Genomic DNA, 20,155 nt, shown 5'->3' with positions numbered 1-20,155 from the left:
ATTTATCTATAAATTAACATTCTTTTTTAAATTGTTTAGTTTTTCCAAACCTTATCTATTTTAACAAAACCCGAACGATTTTCAAAATGTTTTGACTCAAAAATGAGTAAAAATTTTTAGCTAAAATTGTTTTAATTCTGAAAGGATTTCACCCATAGATCAGGGCATCAAAAAACCTTGATTTATCACTAAATCGCAAGATCAAACTTCAACTGTGGCTTCACTGGATCATAATCGACCAGTTCAAAATCTTCTGGTTTGATATCAAAGAAATTGGTTCCGTCTGGCACGTTCAAGACCAAGTGCGGTTGGCAATCAGAGGGCTCGCGACGGAGTAATTCTTCTGCTTGTTCAAATTGGTTGTCATAGATATGAAGGTTGTTAATGAAATAAAAGAACTTCCCTACCTTCCAACCAAAGTGTTTGGCAATCATCATCTGAAGGGCTACATATTGCATGGCATTAATATGGTGGGCTACCAACATATCATTAGAACGCTGGGTCAGAGTTGCATCTAGATAGATCTCTCCTTCTACGCGACGCACGTCAAACATGGTCTGAAAAGCACATGGCAAGAGTCCGTCGGTCTCCTCAAAAGCATCATAATCCCAGAGCGAGATGATATTGCGGCGATTCCAAGGATTGGCTTCTAATTGGTTGAGGATTTTATTCGTAATGTCATGCTTTTTGACGACAGCTCCATAGCGCTGACCGATTGTCCGGCTATCTCCCACTTCCCAGTCATTCCAGTAGTGGACATTGTACTTGTCTTCTAAAAGGTCTAAGCTATTCGATTGATCCTGGTAGATCCAGAGCATTTCTTTGATAGCTGATTTAATCGCGATGGGACGAAGGGTGGTGATAGGAAACTCGCCTTTTGCGAGGTCGAATTCCATAAAGGCTCCCGTGATGTACTTGGAATTGGCCGTTCTACCATCCTTGTACTTAGGGCGCGCCTGCTCTGACCAGACCCCTTCTTCCATGATCTTTCGAATGCTTTCTTTAAAAATTGTATCTGCTTTTGTCATATACTCTCCTTGAATCCAGTTTTGTCTTCATTATATCACAGGAGACAGAAAAAAAGGAGATCCCAGCACGAGCCAGATCTCCATTTCATCTTATTGTAATACAAGGGATGCAGCACCGATAACACCGGCGTCATTTCCCAAAGTAGCAAGTGCCAATTGAGTAGATTCACGCACTTGTGGGAATGAGTTTTCTTCAAAGACCTTGCGCACACCATCCAAGAGGAAGTCTCCAGCAGCAGAAACCCCACCACCGATAACGATCTTAGATGGGTTCAAGGTTGAACCAATGTTAGCAGCAGCAAGTCCAAGGTAACGTGAGAAGTTCTTGTAGACGATCAAAGCAAGAGCATCGCCTTCTTTTGCCAGGTCAAAGACCGTTTTAGCCGTTACTTCTTCTCCGTTGTCGATCAAGACTTTCAATTGAGAGTCCCCTTCGTACTCATCGGCGTAACGACGAGTCAAGTTGACGATCCCTGTTGCTGACGCAACCGTTTCAAGACAACCTTTCTTACCACAGGTACATTGGATTGGATCATCAAAGTCAACCGTGATGTGACCAAGTTCTCCAGCAGCTCCACGTACACCGTGCAAGAGACGACCTTCAGCGACGATCCCACCGCCGACACCTGTACCAAGTGTCATGAATACGACATCTGGTTGGTTTTCACCAGCCCCTTTCCAACGTTCACCCAAAGCAGCAACGTTGGCATCATTATCGATAAAGAATGGAATATGGAGGGCACTTTCGATCTTTTCTTTGACTGGTTGAAGGGTCTTCCAGTTCAAGTTGTAGGCACCGATAACGGTACCTTTTTCACGGTCAACAACACCAGGTGAACCCATTCCAATTCCTTGGAACTCAGAAGCATCAAGCTCAAGCATCTTCAAACGATGCGCGATGGATTCGATCATATCATCTACGATATGGCTACCTTCATCCAAGATATTTGTTTTAATAGACCATTTTTCTTGAACTTCCCCATCCAAAGTAAGGATGGCAAACTTAATTGAAGTTCCTCCAAGGTCAATCCCAATAATTTTTTTAGACATCTGTAACTCCTTTCAAACTTGTAAACACTTACAGTTCTATTATATCAGACTTTTTATCAAACGCAAAGGTTTGCACGTAACTTTTCTTAACTTTTTAACAAGAGACTAAAGGATTGCAATCCTAAAATGAGGAAAATCAAGCCAATAATATTTAAAAGAAAGACACTTATCGAGAGTGGGCTAACGATTAAGAATAAACCTATGAAGAGCTGTAGCAAGGCAAAGAAAATATAACGCTTGGACAGTTCCTCAACCTTCCTCGAGTAGAAATTGGCTTTTCGGAAGTTCAAAATCGAACGATAGATCAGCCAAATTCCTAAAGTGACTGGAAAGACAATCGGCAAAGTCTTGTAGCCATAAAGCAGTAAGTAGACCGCAAAAACCAAGGCGACCATACTGTGAAAGAGCTGTTGCTGCTGAATGATACCAGCTTGGCGCAATCTATAATAGCGTGAAAAGCGCGAAAGGGAAATTAAAAAGAAGCCACAGGAAATCAACCAGCTAAATGAGCCGATGTGCTCAATCGGATTGATAAACAAGACGATACCGATAATGGTAAAAATAGTAGCTGAAATCCCAAGGGATATCCGGTTCAATTGATTCATAGGGCCTCCTTATTCATCTAATTCGCTCAGGTATTCATAGCGATCGTACTTCTCAAGTAGTCGCTCATTTTCCTGATCCAGTTCTTTTTGAAGGGCTGACAATTTGCCAAAGTCAGAGCCGTTTTCATTCATCTCCACTTCAATCTCTGCAATCCGATTTTCAATGGCTTCGATATCTGCTTCAATGCTCGCCCACTCTTGCTTTTCCATGTAGCTCATGCGCTTCTTCTCTTCTTTGGGCTTGACAGGTTTCTCTTTTTCAACCTTGTGACTGGCCGTTACTTGAGCTGCTTCAAAGGCTTTTTCATCCAGGTAATCGGTATAATTGCCAAAGAACTCACGAATTCCCCCATTTTCAAATGCCAGGATCTTACTTGCCACCTTGTCTAGGAAATAACGGTCGTGGCTGACGGTAATGACGGGCCCTCCAAAGTTTTGAAGGAAGTTTTCCAAAACCGTCAAGGTAGCGATATCCAAGTCATTGGTCGGCTCATCGAGGAGAAGCACATTAGGTTTTTCAATCAAGAGTTTCAAGAGAAAGAGCCGCTTCTTCTCCCCACCAGAGAGTTTTTCGATCAGGGTCCCGTGCATAGAACGTGGGAAGAGGAATTGCTCCAAGAGATCAGCTATCGAAGTTGTTCCGACAGTCGTCTTGACTTCCTCAGCCACTTCTTGCAAGAAATTGATCACGCGCTTGCTCTCATCCAAGCCATCAATCTGTTGAGAGAAATAAGCCACCCGCACGGTTTCCCCGATAATGACTTGACCTGACTGAGGCTGCAGTCGCTCAGCGATCAGATTGAGTAGGGTGGACTTGCCGACGCCATTATCCCCAACGATCCCAATGCGATCCTTATTCTGCACCAAGAGGTTAAAGTCCTGTAAAATCAGTTTGTTTTCAAAAGCAAAACTCACATCTTTAAACTCAATGACTTTCTTTCCGATCCGACTGGTCTCAAAGTTCATCTCCAAATCCGTCTGGTTGCTTTGACCAGACAAGTCTTGCTTGAGATCATGGAATCGATTGATCCGCGCCTGTTGCTTGGTCGCACGCGCCTGAGGTTGACGCCGCATCCAGGTCAACTCCTGCTTATAGAGTTGCTGCTTCTTATGAAGAAGTGCTGCATCACGCTCGTCTTGCTCAGCCTTTAAGCGGACATAATCCTGGTAGTTGCCCTGATACTCGATCAATCCACCTCGATCCAACTCAAAGATCCGCGTCGAGATATTATCCAAGAAATAGCGATCGTGAGTAATGAAGAGCACGGTTTTCTTAGAGTTCTTCAAGAAATTGGTCAACCATTCGATGGTATCAATGTCTAGGTGGTTGGTCGGCTCATCTAGTAAGAGCAGGTCGTGATGAGACAGCAAAACCTGTGCCAATTGCACCCGACGACGCAAGCCCCCAGATAGATCCCCAACTTTGGCATTCAGGTCTTCAATCCCAAGCTTTGAAAGGACTGTCTTGACCTGACTCTCGATTTCCCAAGCATTGAGCGAATCCATCTCCGCCATGACCTTTTCAAGACGTGCTTGGTTCTCTTCTCGGTAATCCGCCATCAAGAACTCATAGTCGCGAATGAGCTGCATTTCACGCAAATCACTAGATAGCACCGTATCCAGAACTGTCTTTTGATCATCAAAATCAGGTTCCTGCGTCAAGTAGCCAATTGTATAATCACTCTTGGCAGAAAAAGGACTCACATCTCCATCAAAGCCAGAGCGACCTGACAACACATCCAACAGCGTGGTTTTTCCAGTCCCATTGACCCCGATCAATCCGATCCGATCCAAGTCGTGAATGATAAAGGAAATCTCACGAAAGACGGTCTTATCTCCGACAGATTTGGTTAATTTATCGACAATAAAATCGCTCATTTTTCCTCCTCTTTTGCTTGTTGGATATAGGCGATGATGGCCTCTTTTTCATTGGCCAGTTCCCCATCGACAATGGCATATTCGATCTTTGTCAAAATGTCTCCTAAGGCTGGACCTGGTTGAAAGCCGTAGTCTTTGATCAGCATACCGCCATTAACCACGACTTCATGCTTATCATGAATGGTCAAGCTATCATAGACACGCTCAATGGCCAAATAATCCACACTCAAGGCATACGCTTCACGGAGCTCTTCAGCCACTAGCAACAAACGCTTCTCATACTTGTAACATGCACGCTTGTCTAGACTTCCATTTTCTCGGAGCTTTAGAATCTCCACGATCTGCTCCACCGTCTTGGCAAAGTCTCTAGAGGTCTTCCATTTCTTAAAGAATTTTGGAATATCTTGAATCTCTAGTGCCAAGACCAGAGCTGCCCAGGCTTGCTCAGAAGTTGAAAAGGTATATTCCAGCTCTATGTCAAACAAACGCTCGATCGCTTCTTTACGATCCTTCATCTCTGGCAAATAGTGATAGGCTCCACTGGCCAGCATAGCTTCCAAGCCCTGTCTCCAGTATGGAGAAAGCAAGAGCTTATCAAATTCGATGAAGGTGCGTTCTACTGAAATCTTCTCTAGTAAGGGAGCACACTCCTTCATGGCATCAAAGGTTGCCTCTTCTAATTCAAAGCCGAGACTGGCTTGAAAGCGAAAGCCTCGCATGATCCGGAGTGCATCTTCGTTAAACCGTTCGTGAGGAAGGCCAACCGCCCGAAGGACCTTGTTTTCTAAATCTTCTAGTCCATGAAAGAGGTCAACAATCTCTCCTTTTTCATTTAAGGCAAAGGCATTGACCGTAAAATCACGACGCTTGAGGTCTTCTTCTAGTGAGCGCACAAAAGACACGGAGCTCGGACGACGATAATCTACATAGACATCCTCTGTCCGGAAGGTCGTAATTTCATATTCTTGACCATTTTCAAGGACCAAGACGGTCCCATGTTCGATACCGACATCTACTGTGCGATCAAAAATCGCCTTGGTCTCTTCTGGGTATGAGGAGGAAGCGATATCGACATCGTGAATTGGACGATCCAAGAGGGCATCTCGAACAGATCCCCCGACAAAATAGGCCTCAAAACCAGCTGCTTTAATCTTCTCTAATATTGGTAAAGCCTCCTGAAACTCAGAAGGCATCTTTTCTAATCTCATAGTAAGTGTTCCAAACCATAGACAAGCTCATGACGCTTGACAACTTCTTTAATTCCTAGATTTACTCCTGTCATGAAGGAAACACGATCGTAGGAATCATGACGGAGAGTCAACCCTTCGCCTTGGCTACCAAAAATCACCTCTTGGTGAGCGACTAAGCCAGGCAATCGAACTGAATGGATGCGCATCCCTTCAAACTCTGCTCCTCTTGCTCCAGGCATCAACTCTTCTTCATCTGCTGCACCTTGCTGGATCTTCTCGCGTTTCTCAGAGATCAACTCAGCTGTCTTAATTGCTGTTCCACTCGGTGCATCTTTTTTCTTATCGTGGTGCAATTCGATGATTTCCATATTCGGGAAATACTTGGCTGCTTGCGCTGCAAATTGCATCAAGAGCACGGCTCCGATGGCAAAGTTCGGCGCGATCAAACCACCCAAGCCCTTTTCACGTGAAAAGTCTATCAATTCTTGGATCTGCTCGGGAGTGAATCCAGTCGTTCCCACAACAGGCGCAAAGCCATTCTCAATTGCAAAGCGAGTATTCTCGTAAGCGACCTTGGGCATGGTAAAGTCGACCCAAACATCTGCCTCTAGCCCCACAAGATCTTCTTTGCAGTTAAAGACAGGGACTCCTGCAACCTCTGTCTCATCAGTAAATGGATCGATCAAGCCAGCTAATTCCAACTCAGGATCTTCAGAAACCATCTTGTAGGCTGCTTGTCCCATTCTTCCCTTGAAACCTGCGATAATGACTTTAATGGACATAGAATTCTCCTTAAACGATAGGGATATACCCAACTGCTAAGCTATGGTCACCTAAGTGCGTCCCAATCACCCCTCCAAAGGTAGCAAAAGGAATATCACCTTCCACTCCTTCTTCAATGAGCAGTTGGCGTAGCGCCTCTGCTTTTTCAAGAACATTGGCATGGATGATAAAGACTTGGTAATGACCATCTGCGATATCTGAGACAACAATCTCTACCAAGCGTTTCATGGCTTTCTTTTCCGTCCGGACTTTCTCAAAGACCTCAATCACGCCTTCATCATTAAAATGAAGAATAGGCTTGATGCTCAAGAGGTTTCCAAGAATAGCAGCCCCATTTGACAGACGACCACCTTTAACCAAATGGTTCAAATCATCCACCATGATATAGGCAGAGGTTCCATCAATCTGGTGTTGAACATTGGCAACAATCTCATCAAAGGAACGGCCTTCACCAGCCCATTTCAAGCAGTCTTCTGCCATCATTCCTAGAGGAAAACTAGTGATTTTTGAGTCCGGAAATTCGACGGTCAAGCCTTCAAATTCGTCCTTCAAATATTGGATATTTTGGTAGAAACCAGAAATACCAGATGACAAGAAAAGACCGATAGCATGCGTATAGCCCTTAGCTGTCAAACCAGATAAGACTTCTTCTAACTCTGCAACACTCGGCTGGCTAGTCTTTGGCAATTCCTTAGACGCAGCCATCTTTTGGTAGAACTCATCGTGTGTCAGGTTCTTCCCTTCAACATAAGACTCCCCGTCGATATAGATCGGTATCTCTAAAATAAATAAGTCGTCGTGATGAAGCACGTCTTGCGGTAAATAGGCAGACGAATCCGTGATCACTGCTAATTTCATTGATTAAAACTCCAAATTAATACCCGGTAAATCAAGGGCAATTTCTGTGACTTCATAAGTCAAACGGTTGAGCATATTCAAGCAAGGGCGAGCCAATTCTTCCACTTCGTCTTTGCTGAATTCACTTGGTTCATTGACATAACGACCAAATAAGTGGTTGATTTGAGTGATGGTTCCACTGATCACAAACCCATCAAAAACGATCATGTAGCTCAAGATGACAATCAAAGAAGTCGTGTTTTGTTCTTGATCACGATTGATCAATTGAAAGTTTACATCTACTTTTGTTTCAGGGATGCCATTTTCTTTTTCCCACTCAAAATTACGAGCGTCATAGTGGTATTGGCTGACAAATTCTTTTTCACGTTGAATATCCATTTTTATTCTCCTAAAAATATGCGATAGGCTTATTATATCATAATTCAGCTCAAGATACCAACGCCGAATGAGGTGTTTTTTTCGCTAGCACAAGAAGAAAAGGCTGGCGAATTCCCAACCTTTTAATCATATTTAGTTTTTAGGTTTGCGAAGCAATCCGAACAAGATACCACTTACGACTGCACCAATCAATACGAACAAGATGTAAAGAAGTGGATTTGATGTTAGGGCGATAACGAAGATTCCTCCGTGAGGAGCCATAAGTTTCAAGCCTGCAAGACCAACAAGGGCACCTGTCAATGCTGAACCTGCAATGAAGCTAGGGATGGCACGAGCTGGGTCAGCTGCACCGAATGGAATGGCACCTTCTGTGATGAAGGAAAGACCCATGACAATGTTTGTCAAACCTGAATCGCGTTCTTCTTGTGTGAATTTATCTTTAAACAATACAGTTGCTACGAATACTGCCAATGGAGGAACCATACCAGCTGCCATAACGGCCGCCATAACAATAGAACCACCTGAAGCAACAGATTCAGCAAGTGTACCTGTAGCGAAGACATAAGCAGCTTTGTTAACTGGTCCACCCATATCGACAGCCATCATACCGCCTACGAGAAGTCCAAGAAGGACAGCTGAGCTACCTGACAAGCTTGAAAGAAAGTTGTTAAGACCAGTATTGATAGCAGCCATTGGAATATTGATGAGGAACATCAAGAATCCTGTCAAACCAACACCAAGCAATGGCAAGAGAAGGATTGAACGGATACCATCAAGAGAACGTGGAAGACCTGCAAGAGCTTTACGAAGAACTAGAATCACTCCACCTGCTAGGAAACCACCAACTAAGGCACCAAGGAAACCAGATGATACTGCTGCTGGTAATTCACCTTTAGCAGCACCGTAGGCGATATTTCCAAATGCTGACCCTGAGCTAGCAATAGATCCAGCGATAAACCCTGCTACAAAACCAGGTTTTTCAGCGATTGAGAATCCAATGTAACCTGCAAGTACAGGAAGCATGAAGCCAAAGGCTACTCCACCAATTGTTTTAAATTGTGCTGCTAATACATGATAAGAACCAAGACTAGACAATTGATCTTGAGGCACACCAAGAACTTGGTCAATCAAGAAGGCAAGGGCGATCAAGATACCACCACCGATAACGAATGGAAGCATTTGAGAAACCCCACTCATCAGGTGTTTATAGAAGGCTCCACCCAAGCTCAATTTTTCTTGGCTAGCGCTAGCTTGGGCAGCATTTTCAGCGTGGAAGACATCTGCTTTGCCATCCAAAATGGTTTGGATCAATTCTTCTGTCTGACGGATACCAGCTGCGACTGGTTTAGAGATCAATTTTTTGCCATCGAAACGAGCGGTTTCAACTGCTTTATCCGCTGCAATGATGACCCCTTCAGCTTTGGCGATTTCTTCAGCTGTCAAGCGGTTGCCGACACCAGATGCACCGTTGGTTTCAACGCGGACCGTAACACCCATTTCTTCACCTTTTTTGATAAGGGCTTCTTCTGCCATATAAGTGTGGGCGATACCAGTTGTACATGCTGTAACAGCAACGATGAGAGGTTTGTCAGATGATGCTGCTTCTTTGACTGCTTCTGCTTTTTTCGCTTCTTCAGCTACAGCTTCTTTCTCTTCTGCATCAAAGGCAGCGATCACTTGATCAGGAGTGCTTGCTTGGCGAAGTTTGTCCGCAAATCCTGGTTTCATCAAGTACTTAGACAATTCAGCAAGGGCTGCCAAGTGAGTGTCATTTGCTCCTTCTGGAGCTGCGATCATGAAGAACAAGTCTGTTGTTTGTCCATCAAGTGATGCATAGTCCACACCCTTGTTTGATTTTGCAAACAAGACTGTTGCTTCTTTGACTGCTTCATTTTTGCTGTGGGGCATGGCAATTCCGTCACCCAAACCAGTTGAAGTCTGTGCTTCACGGTTCATGATTCCAGCCTTGAAGGTGTCAAAATCTGTCACCACACCATTGTCAACGAGCGATTGAACCATCTCATTGATTACGCCCTCTTTATCTGTTGCCTGAAGGTCAAACAACATCACGTTTTTATTTAAAACGTCTTGAATTTTCATAGTTTTTCTACCTCTACTTTTTCATAAGTTTCTTTTATATAGTCAGCTGTTGCCAAATCATCTGAGAAGGTGGTCGCTGTTCCACAAGCCACGCCCCATTTGAAGGCTTCGATGACATCTCCCGTCGTTGCGAGCTTCCCAGTGAAGCCTGCTACCATGGAATCTCCAGCCCCGACAGAATTCTTCACTTGACCCTTGATTGGTTTTGCGAAGTAAGTGCCGCTTGGACTGACAAGGAGAGCACCATCACCCGCCATGGAAATAATGACGTTTTGTGCTCCTTTTGCCAAAATTTCTTTGGCATAGCGTTCAATTTCTGGCAATTCCGTCAAGGTAACGCCAAAAATATCTCCCAACTCATGGTTGTTTGGTTTGACCAATTGGGGATTGAACTCCAAGGAATCAATCAAGGTTTGCCCTTCAAAGTCACAAATGACTTGCGCACCTGTCGCACGAGTTGCTGCGATCAATTGTTTGTAAACGGTATTTCCAAGTGAAGATGGGGCAGATCCTGCAAAGACTACCACATCATCTGCTGTTAAGCTCGATAAGATGTTGAGCAATTCTTGCAACTGAGCTTCCGTCACTTCTGGGCCATTCCCATTGATCTCTGTTTCCTCATCCGCTTTGATCTTGACATTGATCCGTGTATCTTGGTCCACTGTCACAAAGTTGGTTGAAATAGCTTCACTGGTCAGTACGTCTTCAATGAAGCGTCCTGTGAAACCACCGATAAATCCAGTCGCTGTGTTCTCGATATCGAGACGTTTCAAGACACGACTGACATTGATTCCCTTACCACCGGCAAATTTATCTTCTGAAGCCATCCGATTGACTGCACCGGTCTCTACATGATCGAGACGGACAATATAGTCAATTGCTGGATTCAGTGTTACTGTATAAATCAAACCTCTATAACCTCCGTTTTTTCTTTTAAAACCTTTAATCGTTGCGGTTCACATTGATTGGTGATAATCATGGCTCGCTTGATCGGAGCCACTTTGACAAAGGATGTCACCCCAATTTTCGAATCATCCGCTAGGATATAGGTCTTTTTCGCATTTTCGATAATCGCACGCTTGACAGATCCTTCTTCCAGGTCTGGAGTGCTGTAAAATTCATCATCGATTCCATTCATTCCAAGAAAGGCCTTGTCAAAGTTCAACTGACCGATCTGATTGAGCGCAATCCCTCCGATACTAGCATCTGTAGAAGATTTTACCTTCCCACCGATGATGACCGTCGGAACATTTCGCTCGACCAACTTGGTCGCATGGTGAATCGAGTTGGTCACCACGGTTACCGTTGGATTGACAATTTCTTGTACCAAAAGTTCATTGGTCGTCCCGGCATCGATAAAGATCACGTCATGATCTTTGATCAATTCTGCCGCTTTTACCGCGATTTTTGACTTAACTTGAATGTTTTTGATAGATTTTTCTTTATTGCTTTCTTCCTCTTGAAGAAAATGCAGGCTTTCCGCACCGCCGTGAACCCGGCGAAGTTTACTTTCAGCTTCTAATTCATCCAAGTCACGTCGAACCGTTGATTCAGACGTCCCCAGCTCTTTTACAAGGGTTTCTAAGGAAACAAACTTTTCCTTCAGTACCTTCTCGAGGATGAATTGTTTTCGTTCCGACTTAAGCATTTCTCCTCCTTTTGCAATCGATTACAGGGACTATTATACTCCATCTTCAAAAAATGTCAACACTTTTTATCATTTTCTGTCATTTTCTTTCAAGAATTCTAAAAGTGTACAAAAAAAGAGCAGGACAGAACTCATTTTGTTAAGCGAGTTCTTTTCCCACTCTCATCAATCTTCTTTGAAGAGTTTAAGCAATAAAGTGCCTAAGCATCCACTCTATCTTCGGTATGTCTTAATCATTTTTTGAAGATTGTTTCTTTTTCTTGAAACCAAACAATCCAGCAAGAAGCCCAACGGCAACACCTGTTGTTGCTGCTGCATATTTGGAGGAATCAGATCCAGCCACAGCTTGGCTGTTTTCTTTTTTCGGTTTGATTTCTTCTACTTTAGCTTCTTGTTTTGGCCCCGGAGTAGCTGTTGGTGCTTGCACTTGTGGACTATTAGTAGTTGTTGGAAGAACCGTTGGTCTATCCGAGAAAGTTGTTGGATTGCTTGAGCGGATATCCATTGGCATATCTGCTGCTTCTAAAATAGTTGGATCCATCCGTGACGCTAGATCTTCATATTGGGAATTCAACAGTTCCACGACACTTTGATAAGATTGAAGGGTTGTGAATTCTGCTTCCAATTTTTCTTTTTTATTCTCTAAATTAGCCACCGCAGCTGATAAAACGGATTGGGCTTTGACCAATAATTCTGGAGCATTTTTAAAGTCAGAAAGACGTTTTTCAGCAGCAACCAAGCGCTCTTGAGCTGCTTTCAAGCCTTCATGCGCTTCTTGAACGACTTGGGCTTTTTCTGCTTCTTCCGCTTTTAAACCATCTAATTTCTCACGCGCAGCCGCTAACAAATCTTTCGCTTTTTGAAGTGCCGCTTCTTTTGGTTGGATAGCTGCTTCAATCCGACCTCGAGATACATCCAGAGTCGCCTTCGCCTTTTCAACCGCATGGTCCTTGCTGACCAGAAGAATCTTGTAATTTTGGATGGTCTTTTGGACATTGGCCATTTCTACTGCTACATTCGAATTAGCATGGCGGGCATCTTCTAATTTGCCTTGCAAGATAATGATTTGAGACTCTTGATTGGCCTTGTCTAACTTGAGATTAGCGACTTCATCAGATTTTGCTTTCACATCTGATCTTGTCGTCGTTGCGCCAGCTCCCTGACGCAATTGGTAAGCGAGTGCACTGGTTGACACTGCTGAATGGACCGGGCTGTGTAAGAAAGCTGCTTCTGACATGGCATTGCTAGGGTCATAAGCAACTGATAAAGCTGTCGCTTTGTTGTCTACCATTTGGAGGTAGTGACCAACCTTAGCAAAGGCCTCAGCCCCAATTTTCATATAAATGTCATTGGCATCAATTTGAGTTTCGTCTGTTGGTAGACCATATTGAGCTGCAACTTCTTGATAAGCCGCTTTTTCATTGTACCAAAAGTCAACCGCACCAGCAGGTGAGAAGCCATAAGCAATGTTCTCATTTGGCAAATACTTAAACATATGCCAGTTGGCTTTCTTGAAGTATTCCAACTGTACTTGACTGGCAGGAAGGGAATAAGGATCCAGCTCCAATTCAGGCAGACCGGCATTGCGACGATAGCTATTGATGGCATCCGCAATTTCAAGAGCTCGGAGGTTAGCTTGCAAAGAGCCAGACTCTCCAACTGTCAAGCCGTCTTCTTCGCGACCACGCTTGTAGAGGGCTAAAGCACTCGCTGCAGCTTCATTGCCATTGTCAGCTAGGTGTTGCAAGTAACCTTCATAGGTTGCTTGACTTAACTGAACTGGGCTATTGGCCGCTGCTTGTTCTAAGGCTGCCAATTCTGCTTCCTTGGTAGCGATGACCGCTTTCAAATCTGTCAGACGCGTTTGAGCCAGTTGGATGTCGTTCTCAATTTGAGCCACTGTATCTGAACCAGTTTGCTGACTCGCTTGCAAGGTCGCAAGGTAATTCTGAGATTCTCGAATACTTTGCTCGACTTGGCTTTGCTCCAACAAGGCCTGGTTTAGCACATTCTCATCATTTGAAATCGGTGCCTTGGCTTGGTTCAATTCATTTTGTGCTACATCGACCAAAGATTCCTGAGCCGTAACTTGATTTTCCTGTTGACGAACAGCCTCTACGACTTGGTCATGGGCAGCTTCTGCTTCTCGAACCTTATTTTCTTCGATAGTCACATAGGCTTGAGCCACCTTGACGTCATTTTCTGCATTCTGAACTTGGGCATCCGAAGTCGTTGCGATGAGGTTTTCCGCATCCGTCACTTCTGCTTTCTTTTCTTCCAGTTCTTGTCCAGCAACCTTGACTTCCGTTTGAGCATCGATCACTTTTTGCTCTTGGTAGTGGACATCTTTCACCACTTGGCCTTTTTGAGCAGTAATTTGCTTCAACTCATCAACTGTAATTGGTTTCTCGACTACTTCCGTGCTGTTGGTTTCTGGATTTTCATTTTGCTTGACCTCTTCGGCATTTGCCTTGTGATGAAACATACCAGATAGGACTGTTGTTGCAGCAATCCCTGTCGTGAAAACCGATTTTCCTAATTTCTTTCCCATTAAACTCACCCCCAAAACTTAATCATTTTCTTGAAGTTTCTCTACCCCTTAGCATACCACATTTTGTTACCAATAACTAGTAGGTTTAAAAAGTTTTTTTCATAAATTTTTGAGGCAAAAGAAAAACAGCTGACGCTGTTAGTCTTCTTGTTTAATTTGTTCCAACATCTTCTCTTCTTCTGCTGTCAACTCATAGTTTTCTAGCAAGTCTGGCCGACGTTCTAAGGTCTTTTTCAAACTCTGATAGAGGCGCCATTGACGGATATTTTCATGGTGACCACTCATGAGGACATCGGGAACCGTCATCCCTCTGTATTCATAAGGCCGTGTGTATTGAGGATATTCTAGAAGGCCAGAGGAGAAACTGTCATCCTGGTGGCTGGACTCTTTTCCAATCACTTCTGGAATCAAGCGTACCGTCGCATCTATCATGGTCATGGCCGCTAGCTCGCCACCCGTCAAAACATAATCGCCAAGAGAAATCTCATCCGTCACCAAGGTCTTGATCCGCTCGTCGTAGCCTTCATAGTGGCCACAGATAAAGATCAATTCCTCTTCCTGAGCCAATTCTTCTGCATAGGCTTGGTCAAAGGTCCGACCAGCAGGATCTAGCAGGATCACGCGCGGATTCTTTTTCTCAATGGCATCAAAGGCATCAAAGATCGGCTGCGCTCGTAGAAGCATGCCTTGCCCGCCCCCATAGGGTTCATCGTCCACATGGCGCGCTTTCTCCGCGTTTTCACGGAAATTATGGTAGTTGATCTCGAGAAGTCCCTTTTCACGGGCCTTTCCGACAATCGAGTGCTCCAAAGGAGAAAACATTTCTGGAAAGAGGGTTAAAATATCAATCTTCATCGTCTAACCCTTCTAAGATGTCTACATCCACCCGGTTTCCTGGGATATCGATATTGAGCACCACTGGTGGGATATAAGGCAAGAGAAGGTCGCGTTTGCCTTTGCGTTTCACGACCCAAACGTCATTGGCACCTGGTTGCAGGATTTCCTTGATCTGACCGATTAGCTGGTCATTTTCATAAACATCAAGGCCGATGATCTCATGGTAATAAAACTCGCCATCCTCCAAATCTGTCAAGTCTTCTTCCGCAACCTTGAGGCTAAAGCCTTTGAATTTTTCGATGGCATTGATATGGTACATATCCTTAAACTTGATGATGTCGAAGTTCTTGTGCTTGCGGTGGCTAGCAATGGTCACCGTCTGGACAAAACGATCCTTCTCATCAAAGAGAGCCAACTCAGCTCCTTTTTTAAAACGTTCTTCCGCAAAGTCTGTCACAGACAAGACCCGCATTTCTCCTTGTAAGCCTTGGGTATTGACTATTTTCCCAACATTAAAGTAATTCATTTTATTCTTTACATTCCTCTTATAATTAGTTTATCTCTGCAAGTCTCTAATAATAGTTGCAATTTTTTCCGACTCTGACCACTGTAGATAGTGGTGATTTCCACCTAGAATGAGTTTTGTTTTAGTACTCCAATATTCTGAATCTCTGTACTCTTTTTCTCTATACGCCTGACAAAATATGAAAATAGGAATATTATCTGCTAAGGACAAACTATCAAAATCTTCAGCAGTAATATTTCCAGATATCTGAAAACCAGGAACTTGCTTTTCCAACTCTAATCCCCTTGCTTCCATCAATTCCCAAATCAGTCTATCAGTTTCAGGGGCAAATGTTGCTTGAGTTAGTCCCTTAAAATAATTTTCGGGCCCACATTCTTCAATCATCCTCATTTGATCTTCCATTTCTGGATAAGGATTTTTGGAAAAATCAGCAAACATTATATTTTTTGTTGTCGGTTCAAGTGCTATCAATGCTTGACACTTAATTGGTTTACTCATCAACTTTAATGCCAAAACACCACCTAAACTATGAACACATAGTATATAATCAGAAATTTCCAATCCTTTCAGAATTTCGTATACCGTATCAACCAGACTGTCAAAATTTAGTCCTGCCTGGTTATGAATCGAACTCCTTCCTGTATTTGGAAAATCAATTGTAAGGTAGCCCATTGAAGAAGGAAGTTTTTCAAGTATTGGTAGAAAATTTTCATAAGTTGGTATCAAACCAGCACCATTTAAACAGACTAGTACTCTATTTCTTTTTTTATAAGTAACAGAGAGACAACCAATCTTTGTAGTTACTTCAAATCGGTTCATATCAAAACCACTCATTCTATACAATAATTCACTAAATATTCTTACGTTTATTTTATCACGTTCAAGAGATTTTCTCAAATGGACTTATCTGCTAGAAACTGCTCCAAATCCCGCTCGTGCTGGTATTTTACGGCTGCTGTTTTATCTTTTTCAAAGATAGTTTTAGTAAGGTCGATTTCATTAATGGCCGCGATAGCGACCGTGTAGTGAATGATATCAGCTAGTTCTTTAGCCAATTCCTCATTTGAATCTTGGACACCCGCTTTCCGTCCAGAACGTCCATTTAAGACCTCGGCTACTTCGCCAACCTCTTCAACCAGCTTGATAAACAAACCTTCTTCTGTCCGAGTATTCTGGTAATGTTCTTGTAAATAGGCTTGTAACTGCCGAATAGTCACTTCTTTCATTCCTTCTCCTTGCAACAAAAAAACGGGACCAAGTCCCGCCTTTTTATTTTTCGTCAATAACGATTCTTACTTTTTTATCTTCAGTTGGGACAGAGTAGACAATCGTTCTTATCGCAGAAATGGTGCGACCTTTTCGACCGATTACACGACCAACATCGCTAGGATCAAGGTCAAGATGGTACTCCAAGAATTCAGGAGTATCTTCGATCTTGATGGTTAAAGCATCCGGTTGTGAAATCAAGGGTTTCACAATTGCAATAATGAGATTTTCAATCGTATCCATACATCAACCTACTTAAAAAATTATTTTGAGAATTTAGAATCGTGGAATTTCTTCATCACACCAGCTTTTGAAAGGATGTTGCGAACTGTATCTGAAGGTTGAGCTCCATCAGCCAACCATGCAAGAACGCGGTCTTCTTTCAAAGTTACTTGGTTTTCTTCAACAAGTGGATTGTAAGTTCCAACTGTTTCGATGAAACGTCCATCACGTGGTGAACGTGAATCTGCTACGTTAATACGGTAGTAAGGTTTTTTCTTAGAACCCATACGAGTCAAACGAATTTTAACTGCCATTTTTATAAGTCTCTTTTCTATATTTTAATTTTCGGTGAAATAGACAAGCTATTTAGCACATGATCTATTATAACACATTTTATAGACCTGTCAAGAAAAAAACTTGACAGTATTTAAAATTTTTTATTTTATCAGTAAATCTGCGATTTCTTGATAGTTGCTAACGGTATAAGTTGGTACTACCTGGCTAGTATTTTCCTTATGATCAGGGTTATACCAGACGGTATCAATCCCCGCAGCATTTCCCCCTGCGATATCCGCCGTCAAAGAATCTCCGATCATGAGGGTCTCTTCCTTGCTAAAACCTGGAATCAGTTGGCCAACTTTGTCAAAAAATGCAGGTTCTGGTTTCTGAGTATGAAGCTGCTCAGAGATAAAGACCTCTTTGAAATATGGTGCGATTGTAGAATGAGCCAAGCGTCCTTCTTGAATGGCAGTCACTCCATTCGTTGCACCATAGAGCTGGTAACCCGCTTTTTCAAGTCGGGCCAGTAAGTCCTCCGCACCAGGGAAAGACTGCCCTTGAAGACTGATGTAATCTTGGTAGCGAAGAGCCATCTCAGCCCCATCAACCGTGATCCCAAAGTGGGCAAACCCAATCGCAAACCGACTATCCACGAGCTCTTGCTTGGTCAATTTCTTTTGTTCCAAATCCTTCCAGAGCCCTTGGTTCATGGGTTTGTAGTAATCCTTAAAGGCCTGTACATCTGGAAAATTCATGTCTTCTAACATCTGCGTCAAGGCTGTTTCTTCAGCAGATTCAAAGTCCAACAAGGTATGGTCCAAATCAAAAAGTAAAAATGTATACGCCATTACAAACGATCCTTCAATTTTTCTACAAATAAATAAGCCGCTGGGCAAGTGAGGGTATTCTTGATGGTCAGATGGTTGATCTGATAAATCTTCTTGCGATCGGTGTGAGGGAATTCCCGACAAGCTTTTGGACGAACATCATAGATGGAGCAGAGATTGTCCCCACCAAGAAAAGGACAAGGCATGGATTTAAAAACCTTGTCCCCATCTTCGTCAACTTGAAGAAATTCAGCCTCAAAGGCAGGAAGTTTCATCTTGAAATACTTGGCAATCCGCGTGATATCCGCTTCCTTAAAATCGGGCCCTAAGGTCTTGCAGCAATTAGCACAAGCCGTACAGTCGATTTCTTGGAAAACTTCATCGTGGATTTCTTGCGCTATTTTATCTAAATTCTTAGGCGGTTTCTTCTTGAGATTCGCCAATACCTTGCGGTGCTCCTTTTGCTTTTGGAGAGCTAACTGATGGTATTTTTCAATATCAATTTCCTGTGTCATCCTCTATTTCCTCTTTTAAACAATAGAAGCATTATACCACAAAGAACGTGAAAAAAGATAGATCTTGCGATCTATCTCACTTGACTAATCCGTCACAGCGCCTGTTCCATCTAAGCTCCAAGTGTTTTCGACATAAGGAGTAAATTGAGTTATTGTTTTCTCAAATCCTTCAACAATAATCAAATAAACCTTATCATCTTTTTGGAATACCCAACCAGCAACCTGCAGACCTGACTTGAGAAATATATGTATTTTAAGCGACTCATTTCCTCCAACAGTCGTCGTAGATTTTGTCATTTTCTCAACAATTTTATAATCATTCCACCTACTCTCCAACCTTTGAGCTATTAGCTCTGCATTAAATTCAACTCCTTCGGGGACATTTGCTTTTTCTCTAGTGGCAGCATTTAAAACAATAATATTGAAGGCGTTTTTATCTGTATACTGAATATTATCCCCGACTTGGATACTATCATTCTTTTTCCAGTCACTTGGGATATTGAGGTAACCATAATCTGCTGAGCCGATTCGTTTCGTTTCTACAGTCCCCTTATCACTATCTGATATTTCTTTCTCTACCTTGCTACTCGATTTTGTAGTCTCTTTCACCACATTAGTGGAACTAGACGCTGCCTTTGATTTACTAGTCTCTTTCTTTGGACTAGTACAAGCAAACAGACTGACAACAGACAAAAACGTAACAGACGCGAGTAGAAACTTATTTTTCATGTTCTCTCCTCAATGATGTATTATCTTTCCTCTAGTCTACCATGATTTTCTAGGATTTGAAAGTGCGATTTCTATAGCATAAAGAGACTAGAAATGATTCTAGCCTCTCTTCATCAATCCGTCACAGCGCCTGTTCCATCTAGACTCCAAGTGTCTTCAATGTATGGGATAAAGGTTTTCAAGGTTTCTGCATCCCCTTCAAAAGAAATAGTATACACTTTATCACCCTTCTGGAAGATCCAAGTAATCAGGTATTGACCAGATTTCATGACAATTTGAAGCTGGTAGGCGTCCAGACCTGCGACTTTAGTCCGCGCTCCCGTCATCTTCCCAACATCTTGGTTATCTTGCCACATTACGGCCAGTTTCTTGGCTAGAAATTCAGCATTAAACTCGATATCCGCAGGAACTTTGGCCTTTTCCCGCGTAAAGCTGTTCAAGGTGACAATATTATAGCCACTGCCATCTGTATATTGGACAGCTTCTGTCCCATCGATATCCGTGAACTTGAACCATTTACTTGGGATATCGATGTATCCATAATCTGCATTTCCAATCCGCTTGGTTTCTTGACTGGAAGTGTTTTTCTTTGTAGAAGCAGTATCCTTTGACGAAGAGCTGCTTGTTTGCTTTTCGACTTTGCTGCTACTTTCTTTTGTAGAAGAAGCTGCTGTGTCCTTTTGAGTGGTGTGACTACAAGCCATTAATGTGCAGGTAGAAAGAATCGTCAGTGATGTGACCCATAATTTGTGTTTCATGCTCAGCCTCCTTGAGAGCGTTTTCTTTCCTCTAGTCTACCATGAAAGTGGGTATTTTAAAATAGGATAAGTGTCACATCTGATCCAACCTTTCTAATTCAGTCTATTTCTTTTGAACCTAAAACAA

At 42.9% G+C, this 20,155-nt stretch carries 22 protein-coding genes; all 22 read right to left on the bottom strand.

What is annotated here, in order from left to right:
• Nucleotides 1–188: 188 nt before the first annotated feature.
• Nucleotides 189–1,028 carry a thymidylate synthase gene (locus O3605_RS00110; protein ID WP_371585019.1) on the bottom strand — a complete coding sequence of 280 codons (840 nt, stop codon included), beginning with the start codon at nt 1,026–1,028 and terminating at the stop codon, nt 189–191.
• Between the two features lie 90 nt (nt 1,029–1,118).
• Nucleotides 1,119–2,078: an ROK family glucokinase gene (locus O3605_RS00105; protein WP_021153285.1), complete on the bottom strand. Its 960-nt coding sequence runs from the start codon at nt 2,076–2,078 to the stop codon at nt 1,119–1,121.
• A gap of 86 nt (nt 2,079–2,164) precedes the next feature.
• Complete coding sequence (locus O3605_RS00100; RefSeq protein ID WP_049474512.1) at nt 2,165–2,683, bottom strand: hypothetical protein; 519 nt, start codon at nt 2,681–2,683, stop codon at nt 2,165–2,167.
• A gap of 9 nt (nt 2,684–2,692) precedes the next feature.
• A complete protein-coding gene (locus O3605_RS00095; RefSeq protein ID WP_371585018.1) occupies nt 2,693–4,561 on the bottom strand; it encodes an ABC-F family ATP-binding cassette domain-containing protein in 1,869 nt (622 codons plus the stop codon).
• Nucleotides 4,558–5,769 carry a CCA tRNA nucleotidyltransferase gene (locus tag O3605_RS00090; RefSeq protein WP_371585017.1) on the bottom strand — a complete coding sequence of 404 codons (1,212 nt, stop codon included), beginning with the start codon at nt 5,767–5,769 and terminating at the stop codon, nt 4,558–4,560. The genes O3605_RS00095 and O3605_RS00090 overlap by 4 nt, the downstream gene beginning before the upstream one ends.
• Nucleotides 5,766–6,533: a 4-hydroxy-tetrahydrodipicolinate reductase gene (dapB, locus tag O3605_RS00085; protein WP_371585016.1), complete on the bottom strand. Its 768-nt coding sequence runs from the start codon at nt 6,531–6,533 to the stop codon at nt 5,766–5,768. Before dapB ends, O3605_RS00090 begins: the two co-directional genes overlap by 4 nt.
• A gap of 10 nt (nt 6,534–6,543) precedes the next feature.
• Nucleotides 6,544–7,392: a fatty acid kinase binding subunit FakB gene (fakB, locus tag O3605_RS00080; protein WP_371585015.1), complete on the bottom strand. Its 849-nt coding sequence runs from the start codon at nt 7,390–7,392 to the stop codon at nt 6,544–6,546.
• A 3-nt stretch (nt 7,393–7,395) separates the two neighbouring features.
• Complete coding sequence (locus O3605_RS00075; RefSeq protein WP_003001888.1) at nt 7,396–7,770, bottom strand: DUF1149 family protein; 375 nt, start codon at nt 7,768–7,770, stop codon at nt 7,396–7,398.
• Between the two features lie 132 nt (nt 7,771–7,902).
• Nucleotides 7,903–9,870, bottom strand: coding sequence for a PTS fructose transporter subunit IIABC (locus tag O3605_RS00070; RefSeq protein ID WP_371585013.1), 1,968 nt, complete (start codon nt 9,868–9,870; stop codon nt 7,903–7,905).
• Nucleotides 9,867–10,778 (bottom strand): 1-phosphofructokinase, encoded by a 912-nt coding sequence (gene pfkB / locus O3605_RS00065; RefSeq protein WP_003007464.1) that lies wholly within the window; start codon nt 10,776–10,778, stop codon nt 9,867–9,869. Before pfkB ends, O3605_RS00070 begins: the two co-directional genes overlap by 4 nt.
• On the bottom strand, nt 10,775–11,518 hold the full coding sequence (locus O3605_RS00060; protein WP_371585011.1) for a DeoR/GlpR family DNA-binding transcription regulator: 744 nt from the start codon (nt 11,516–11,518) through the stop codon (nt 10,775–10,777). Before O3605_RS00060 ends, pfkB begins: the two co-directional genes overlap by 4 nt.
• Nucleotides 11,519–11,747: 229 nt before the next feature.
• The gene (locus O3605_RS00055) at nt 11,748–14,069 is read right to left on the bottom strand and encodes a CAP domain-containing protein (protein ID WP_371585009.1); all 2,322 of its coding nucleotides are present in this window, start codon (nt 14,067–14,069) and stop codon (nt 11,748–11,750) included.
• Between the two features lie 138 nt (nt 14,070–14,207).
• The gene (gene trmD, locus O3605_RS00050) at nt 14,208–14,924 is read right to left on the bottom strand and encodes a tRNA (guanosine(37)-N1)-methyltransferase TrmD (RefSeq protein ID WP_003007469.1); all 717 of its coding nucleotides are present in this window, start codon (nt 14,922–14,924) and stop codon (nt 14,208–14,210) included.
• The gene (gene rimM / locus O3605_RS00045; RefSeq protein WP_014713408.1) at nt 14,914–15,432 is read right to left on the bottom strand and encodes a ribosome maturation factor RimM; all 519 of its coding nucleotides are present in this window, start codon (nt 15,430–15,432) and stop codon (nt 14,914–14,916) included. The genes trmD and rimM overlap by 11 nt, the downstream gene beginning before the upstream one ends.
• Before the next feature lie 30 nt (nt 15,433–15,462).
• On the bottom strand, nt 15,463–16,251 hold the full coding sequence (locus O3605_RS00040; protein ID WP_070505545.1) for an alpha/beta fold hydrolase: 789 nt from the start codon (nt 16,249–16,251) through the stop codon (nt 15,463–15,465).
• A 74-nt stretch (nt 16,252–16,325) separates the two neighbouring features.
• Nucleotides 16,326–16,658 (bottom strand): MazG nucleotide pyrophosphohydrolase domain-containing protein, encoded by a 333-nt coding sequence (locus tag O3605_RS00035; protein ID WP_049507369.1) that lies wholly within the window; start codon nt 16,656–16,658, stop codon nt 16,326–16,328.
• A 43-nt stretch (nt 16,659–16,701) separates the two neighbouring features.
• Entirely contained in the window at nt 16,702–16,941 is a 240-nt protein-coding gene (gene kphA / locus O3605_RS00030) for an RNA-binding protein KphA (RefSeq protein WP_003001620.1), read from the bottom strand.
• A 20-nt stretch (nt 16,942–16,961) separates the two neighbouring features.
• Nucleotides 16,962–17,234 carry a 30S ribosomal protein S16 gene (gene rpsP / locus O3605_RS00025; RefSeq protein WP_003007475.1) on the bottom strand — a complete coding sequence of 91 codons (273 nt, stop codon included), beginning with the start codon at nt 17,232–17,234 and terminating at the stop codon, nt 16,962–16,964.
• Between the two features lie 123 nt (nt 17,235–17,357).
• A complete protein-coding gene (gene pynA, locus O3605_RS00020) occupies nt 17,358–18,047 on the bottom strand; it encodes a pyrimidine 5'-nucleotidase PynA (RefSeq protein ID WP_155198918.1) in 690 nt (229 codons plus the stop codon).
• Nucleotides 18,047–18,541 (bottom strand): YkgJ family cysteine cluster protein, encoded by a 495-nt coding sequence (locus O3605_RS00015; RefSeq protein ID WP_003001664.1) that lies wholly within the window; start codon nt 18,539–18,541, stop codon nt 18,047–18,049. Before O3605_RS00015 ends, pynA begins: the two co-directional genes overlap by 1 nt.
• An 84-nt stretch (nt 18,542–18,625) precedes the next feature.
• Nucleotides 18,626–19,270, bottom strand: coding sequence for a hypothetical protein (locus tag O3605_RS00010; RefSeq protein ID WP_195311364.1), 645 nt, complete (start codon nt 19,268–19,270; stop codon nt 18,626–18,628).
• A 113-nt stretch (nt 19,271–19,383) separates the two neighbouring features.
• On the bottom strand, nt 19,384–20,028 hold the full coding sequence (locus O3605_RS00005; protein ID WP_371585003.1) for a hypothetical protein: 645 nt from the start codon (nt 20,026–20,028) through the stop codon (nt 19,384–19,386).
• Nucleotides 20,029–20,155: the final 127 nt, after the last annotated feature.

The organism is Streptococcus sp. 27098_8_99 (assembly GCF_041431935.1).
In the GTDB taxonomy this organism is placed as follows: domain Bacteria; phylum Bacillota; class Bacilli; order Lactobacillales; family Streptococcaceae; genus Streptococcus; species Streptococcus parasanguinis_D.
This window is presented reverse-complemented; position numbering and strand designations above follow the sequence as displayed.